Origin of the sequence: Streptomyces sp. NPDC028722, assembly GCF_040637655.1 — a bacterium.
GTDB lineage: Bacteria > Actinomycetota > Actinomycetes > Streptomycetales > Streptomycetaceae > Streptomyces.
Window position 1 is genome coordinate 108,091 of record NZ_JBEZWU010000026.1, and the last position, 7,042, is coordinate 115,132.

The 7,042-nt window shown below is 71.1% G+C and carries 3 protein-coding genes; all 3 read right to left on the reverse strand.

The window, feature by feature from the left end:
- Positions 1-13: 13 nt before the first annotated feature.
- Genes AB0F03_RS30585 through AB0F03_RS30595 form a run of 3 tightly spaced genes read right to left on the reverse strand, consistent with a single transcriptional unit; the run spans position 14 to position 7,030 of the window.
- Positions 14-1,648, reverse strand: a complete 1,635-nt coding sequence (locus AB0F03_RS30585) for a bifunctional 3-(3-hydroxy-phenyl)propionate/3-hydroxycinnamic acid hydroxylase (RefSeq protein ID WP_361997691.1) — start codon at positions 1,646-1,648, stop codon at positions 14-16.
- A 23-nt stretch (positions 1,649-1,671) separates the two neighbouring features.
- Positions 1,672-2,454 carry an arylamine N-acetyltransferase gene (locus AB0F03_RS30590; RefSeq protein ID WP_361997693.1) on the reverse strand — a complete coding sequence of 261 codons (783 nt, stop codon included), beginning with the start codon at positions 2,452-2,454 and terminating at the stop codon, positions 1,672-1,674.
- Between the two features lie 4 nt (positions 2,455-2,458).
- A complete protein-coding gene (locus tag AB0F03_RS30595; RefSeq protein ID WP_361997694.1) occupies positions 2,459-7,030 on the reverse strand; it encodes a type I polyketide synthase in 4,572 nt (1,523 codons plus the stop codon).
- Between the last annotated feature and the right edge of the window lie 12 nt (positions 7,031-7,042).

Sequence of the window (7,042 nt, forward strand, 5' to 3'; positions counted from 1 at the left end):
GGGTGGGAAAGCCTCAGCCGGCAGCCAGGAGCGGCGCCCCCAGCCGGTGCGCCAGTTCGTCCACGAGCGCGCCCAGCTCCTGTGGCCCGTGCGCCGCGCCGAAGACGGTGAAGTCGGGGCGCACCAGCACGGCTGTCGCGTCGCTCTCGGCCAGGTACGGCAGATACCGGTCCTCGATGTCGACCACGGCGCCGTCACCGGGTGCGCGCGGTGATGTGCCGGCGGGCAGGACGTGCGCGTAGCGCGTACCGAGACCGTCGAGGAAGGCCCGCCGTCGATCGTCCAGGCCTGTCGCCGGATCGGCGGCGGTGAGCAGTACGAAGCCGAGGCCGACGATCTCGTCCAGCAGCCCGTCCCCGTCGGCACCCGCCACCCGCGCCTGCGGGAACAGGGTGCCGGCGGGCAGCAGCGGCGTGCCGTCGGCGGCACGGTGGAGCAGCCCGTCGGTGAGCGGGATCGCGGTCGACATCGGCAGCGCGCCGCCGCTCTCCCGGTCACGCCCGGCCAGCATGATCGCATCCCGGTCGGCGGCCGCGGCGGGGTCGGTCACGCAGATCACCTTGCCGAGCTTCACGGACGTGGTGACGGCGTTCCGGACGTGCGCCCGGCGCTCGACGGTGTAGGTGTCGAGTATCGAGTCGTCGGCGAGGCCGCGCAGCAGCAGGTCGAGTTTCCACGACAGGTTGGCGACGTCCCGGAAGCCCGAGCACATGCCCTGCCCGGCGAAGGGTGGCATGAGGTGCGCGGCGTCCCCCGCGATCAGCAGCCGGCCCTTGCGCCACTCCGCCGCCCAGCGGGCCTGGAAGGTGTAGACGGCGTGCCGTTCGAGGGTCGCGTTGTCGGGGCGGACGGAGAACATCTCCAGCATGCGCCAGAGGGTCTCGTCCCGCTTCAGCTCCTCCATGCTCTCGCCCGGCAACCGCATGAACTCGTACCGGCGGTGCCCCGGACCGGCCGACACCGCGGTCCGGGGCCGCTCCGGGTCGCAGATCTGGAGGTTGTTGGGGTGGAAGTCGCGGGGCTCGTTCAGCACGACGTCGCAGATGAGCCAGTCGTAGAAGAATCCGAGGTCGGTGAGGAAACTCTCCATCGACTCCCGGACGAAGCTGTTCGCCCCGTCGCATCCGACGACGTACCGTGCGGTGAAGGTGTGCTCCTGTTCGTCGGTGTCCTCGCAGATCACCTCGACCAGGTCGCCACGGTCGTCGAGTTCGACGACCGCCTGCCCGCGGACGACCCGCAGGTTCGGGAAGTCGGTGCCGCGGTCGATGAGCGTGGCCTCCAGGCCCGGCTGGTACATGGCGGTCGCCTGTGGCCAGCCGCAGTGGCCGTTCTCGGCGCTCTCCATGTGCAGCAGGGTCTCGCCGGCGGCGTTGCGCCAGGCGTAGTCCCGTGAGTTCTCACCGAACTTGTCGAGGAAGGGCCCGATGCCGGCAGCCGCGAGAATACGGGCCGCCTCGTCGTCGAAGCCGACCGCCCGCGGCATGGGGTACGGCCGGGGCCAGCGTTCCACGACCGTGATCCGCCAGCCGCGCGCGGCCAGCAGGATCGCCAGTACCTGACCGACCGGGCCGTAGCCGACGACGGCCACGTCCGTGTCGGTGGCGGCGACCGTTCCGGTCCCGGCGCCGCTGGTCTCCGTCTCCATGGTCATCTCCGTCCGGTCCCGCCTCAGCCGTTGCCCGAGCCGGCGAGGATGTCCTTCACCACGCCGTCGAACTCGGCCTTGTCGATCAGCATGCGGGCCGATTCGTGGCCGTTCTCCACCCGCAACAGCCGCCTGCCGGTGAGGACGACCTGCCCGTTGTCGGTGGCGCGGCCCCGCAGCACGGTGCCGGCGAACAGCGAGTCCTTCACGATCCGCTCGACGGCGGTGTCCTGCGGACTGTCCCAGTCGGAGACGGCGCGGGCCGTCAGCTCGAACCGGTACACCGAACGCCAGTCCCCGGTGGCGGCCTTGCGCTCCAGGACGTGGTACGTGCCGGCCGTCGTCAGCCGGTAGGAGCAACCGAACTGCCGCTGCACCTCGTCGGTCATCCGCAGCGGCTCCAGGTACGACGGACCGGCGAAGCCCACGTCGACGAGCCAGATCTCGCCGTCGAGCCGCACACAGTTGAAGGTGTGCTCGAAGTCCGGCCCGAACCGCCCGTCGGGCCAGCGCTGGGACGCGGCCAGGATCGAGACGTCGTAGCCGAGTTCGGTCAGGAGTCTGCGGAACAGGCCGCTCAGGTCGTGGCACACGCCGCCCGCGCCTCCCGTGACGATCGCCCGGAAGGTCGCGTCGACGTCGATGTCGACGACGTTGCGGAAGCCCGTGAAGCTCTTGATGAAATCGCTGCTGTCGTAGGCCAGCGACATCATGTGGTGTTTGTGCAGCACGCGCAGCGTCTCGACGCTGGGCTCGGGCACCTCGCTGAAGCCCAGGCGACGCAGATAGGTCTCGACCTCGAACATCCGGCTACTTCCCCTCTTCCGGGCGGTCCCACTCGGACAGCAGCTCGCGCAGCCGCGCGACGGCCCGCGCACGCGACGCGTCGTCGTGCAGCGCCGGGGTCACCGCCAGCTCCAGCTTGCTGAACTCCTCCGTCACCGTTTGCGGGCTGACGGTCAGTTCGGGCTCCAGGGCGTCCCGCATGAGTTCGGCGATCATGCCGGCGGTCGGGAAGTCGAAGATCAGGCCCTGCGCCAGTTCGAGTCCCGACACCCGATTGAGCCGGTTGCGCAGCTCCAGGCCGGTCAGCGAGTCGAAGCCGATGTCGAGGAGGGCGACCCCGTCCTCGACGGCCGTCGAGCCCGTGGCGTGACCGAGCACCTGCCCCGCCTCCGCCAGCACCAGATCGGTCAGTACCGCCAGCCGCTCCCGCGGGGACACGCGCAGCAGTCGTGCCCGCAGTGCCGCGCCGTCGTTCCCGGACTCCTGGCCCGCACCCTGGTCCGCACCGGCGCCGGCCCCGGCCGGCTGCGTCAGGGCCGCGACTTCGGGCAGGGCTCGCAGCAGTGGACGCTCCCTGGCGACCGTGAAGGACGGCGCGAACCGCGACCAGTCGATGCCCGCGACCACGACATGCCCGTCACCGCTCGCCATCGCCCGGCCCAGGGCCTCGACCGCGAGTTCGGGCCGCATCAGCTCCACGCCGACCTCCGCGAACTCCTCGGCCACGAAGTCGTCGACCATGCCACCACCGGCCCAGGCGCCCCAGGCCACGGCGAGCGCCGGCCGCCCGTCGGCACGCCTGCGGTGCGCCAGCCCCTCGACGAAGGCGTTGGCGGCGGCGTACCCGCTCTGACCCGCACCACCCCAGGCGGCGGCCCCGGAGGAGAACACCACGAATGCCTCAAGGGGATGGCCGGTCAGCAGTTCGTCGAGGTGTACGGCACCGACGACCTTCGCCCGCCCGACCTCGGCGAACTCCGCCAACGTGCTGTCGGGCAGCTTCTTCGGCTCCTGCGCGACACCGGCGGTATGGAAGACGGCTGTGACGGGCAGGTCCGACGGCACTCGGGCGATCACCTCCGCGAGCGCCGCACGGTCGGTGACATCACAGGCCGCGATGGTGACGCGGGCGCCGAGCGCGGTCAGCTCCGCCTCCAACGCCGCCGCGCCCTCGGCGGCCGGGCCGCGACGGCTGAGCAGGAGCAGGTGCTCCGCGCCCCGGGCGGCGGCCCAGCGCGCCACGTGCGCACCGATGCCACCCGTGCCGCCGGTGACGAGCACCGTACCGTGCGGTGTCCAGGCCTCGGCGGGTCCGGTGTCACCGCTCGCGGCGACGGACTCGGCGCGGATCATGCGCCGCGCGTACGAGCCCGAGGACCGGATCGCCACCTGGTCCTCGTCGTGCCGTCCACACAGCACGGCGACCAACCGGCCCCACGCGGCCCCGTCGGGCTCGGCGGCCAGATCGACCAGCCCGCCCCAGGTCTTCGGATGGTCCAGGGCGAGTACGGTGCCCACTCCCCACATCATCGGCTGCGCCGCACTCGTCACCTCCGTGTCCTCACGGACCGCGACAGCTCCCGAGGTCAGGCACCACAGCGGGGCGGTGACGTCCAGGTCATGGAGAGCCTGCACGAGCGTGACGGTGGCGGCCGTACCGCGCGACAGCGCCGGATGGGAGGGCTCGGGCCGCTCGTCCAGGGCGAGCAGGGACACGACGCCGGCCGTCGTGCCCGACTCCGCGTCGAGACGCGCCCGTACGACCTTCGCCAGGGTCTCCCGGTCCTCACCGTCCACGTCCACCCGCACGACGCGACCACCGTGCGCGGTCAGCGCGGCACTCGTGGCCACCGCCGTCGCGTCGGCGTGTCCCGTGGGTACCAGCATCAGCCACGTGCCGTCGGCGACGGCAGCACCCGGGTCGAGCGCGTCCGTGACGGGTTGCCAGGTGATCCGGTAACGCCAGCCGTCCAGCACCGCCTGGTCCCGATGACGGCGGCGCCACGCGGACAGGGCGGGCAGCACACCGTCCAGGGCGGTCGCGTCGAGTCGCAGGGATCGCGCCAGCGAGTCCGCGTCCCCACTGTCCACGATCTCCCAGAACGCCGCGTCGACCGGGTCGACCGGGTCGATGACCGGCTCAGGAGCGCTCGGGCCGTCGCCCTCGATCCAGAAGCGCTGGTGTTGGAAGGCGTACGTGGGCAGGTCAACGCGGCGTGCGCCGGTGCGGGCGAAGACCTGCTCCCAGTCGATGGCTACACCGCGTGTGTGCAGCTGTCCGAGAGTGGCCAGCAGGGCACGCTCCTCACCGACGTCACGCCGCAACGACGGTACGCAGTCCACCGCCACCATCCCGGTGAGGATGCCGTCCGGACCCAACTCCACGAAAGTGGTGACCCTCTGGTCCTTCATGGCTTGCACACCGTCGTGGAAACGGACCGTGCCGCGTACGTGCTCCACCCAGTACTCCGGCGAGCACAACCGCCCTGCGTCCGCCACCTCGCCGGTCAGGTTGGACACCACCGGCAGGCCCGGGGTGTTGTACGTCAGCCCGGCCGCGACCTCGCGGAACTCTTCCAGCATCGGGTCCATCAACGGCGAATGGAACGCGTGTGACACCCGCAGCCGCTTGACCCGACGGCCGGGCAAGGCTTCGGTAACCGCCAACACCGCACCCTCAGCCCCCGACAGCACCAGCGAGGTCGGCCCGTTGACCGCGGCGATGCTCACACCGTCCGACAGCAGCGGCGCGACCTCCTCTTCCGTGGCCTCCAACGCGACCATCACGCCACCCGCCGGCAGCGCCTGCATCAGCCGACCACGCGCGACGACCAGCGTGGCCGCATCCTCCAGCGACCACACACCCGCCACATACGCGGCCGTCACCTCACCGATCGAATGACCCGCCAGGAAATCAGGACGCACGCCCCAAGACCGTAAGAGGTGGTACAGCGCCACCTCGACCGCAAACAGCGCCGGCTGCGCGTACCCCGTCTCCTCCAGCAGCGCCCCGCCCTCGAAGACCACCGTCTTCAACGAGCAGCCCAGCTTCCCGTCGACGGCCGCGCACACCTCATCGAAGGCCTCGGCGAACACCGGGAAGGCGCCGTACAGCTCACGCCCCATCCCCACCCGCTGCGACCCCTGCCCGGTGAACAACACACCCAGACGGCCACGCACCACGCTCTCCGGGCGCACCGACGCCAGACCCTCCCGCGCCTCCCCCACCGACCCGGCGACGACCACCGCACGATGGTCGAAATGCGTCCGGGTCGTCGCCAGCGAGTACGCCACGTCGGTGAGAAGCACGTCCCGAGCGGAGTCCAGGTGGGCCACCAACGCCTCGGCCTGAGCCCGCACCGCCTCCGGAGACATACCCGACACCAGCAGCGGTACGACGGCGTCCGGAGCCGCCGCACGGTCCGCTGGGGTTTCTGTCCCGGCTGCTTCCAGGATGACGTGGGCGTTGGTGCCGCTGAGGCCGAAGGAGGAGACCGCGGCGCGACACGGACGGCCCTCTACCGTCGGCCACTCCCGCGACTCCGTCAACAGCTCCACCGCGCCGGCCGACCAGTCCACCTTCGGCGACGGCTCGTCCACATGCAACGTCTTCGGCAGAACGCCGTGCCGCATCGCCTGCACCATCTTGATCACACCCGCCACACCGGCCGCCGCCTGCGCATGACCGATGTTCGACTTCAACGAACCCAGCCACAACGGCTCGTCCCCGGCCCGCTCCTGGCCGTACGTGGCGATCAACGCCTGCGCCTCGATCGGGTCACCCAGCGACGTACCCGTACCGTGCGCCTCCACCGCGTCCACGTCGGCCGCCGACAGACCGGCACTCGCCAACGCCTGCCGGATCACGCGCTGCTGCGACGGACCGTTCGGCGCCGTGATGCCGTTCGACGCACCGTCCTGGTTGATGGCCGTGCCCCGCACCAGGGCCAGCACCTCGTGGCCGTTGCGGCGAGCGTCGGACAGGCGCTCCAGCAGGACGAGACCCACGCCTTCCGCCCACGCCGTACCGTCCGCACCCGCCGCGAACGACTTGCACCGTCCGTCCGGCGCGAGGCCCCGCTGCCTGGAGAACTCCACGAAGCTCCCGGGCGTGGCCATGACGGCGACACCGCCGGCCAGCGCGAGCGAGCACTCGCCGCTGCGCAGCGCCTGCATCGCGGAGTGCATCGCCACCAGCGACGACGAGCACGCCGTGTCCACCGTCACCGCCGGGCCCTCGAAGCCGAAGGTGTACGCCACCCGGCCCGAGATGAAGCTGCCCGCGTTGCCGTTGCCGAGGAAACCCTCCAGCTCCTCGGGTACGCGCGTCAGTGTGGTGGCGTAGTCGTGGTACATGGCGCCCGTGAAGACGCCGGTGCGGCTGCCCTTCAGTGCGGTCGGATCGATACCGGCCCGCTCCAGCACTTCCCACGACACCTCCAGCAACAACCGCTGCTGCGGATCCATCGCCAACGCCTCACGCGGCGAAATCCCGAAGAACCCCGGATCGAACTCCCCCGCACCATGAAGAAACCCACCATGGCGGACCATCGACTTACCGACCTTCTCAGGATCCGGATCGAACAACCGCGACACATCCCAGCCCCG

Bases quoted from the DNA above. Each gene is read 5' to 3' on its own strand.
- AB0F03_RS30585 (WP_361997691.1), bottom strand. From the start codon at position 1,648: ATGGAGACGGAGACCAGCGGCGCCGGGACCGGAACGGTCGCCGCCACC.
- AB0F03_RS30590 (WP_361997693.1), bottom strand. From the start codon at position 2,454: ATGTTCGAGGTCGAGACCTATCTGCGTCGCCTGGGCTTCAGCGAGGTG.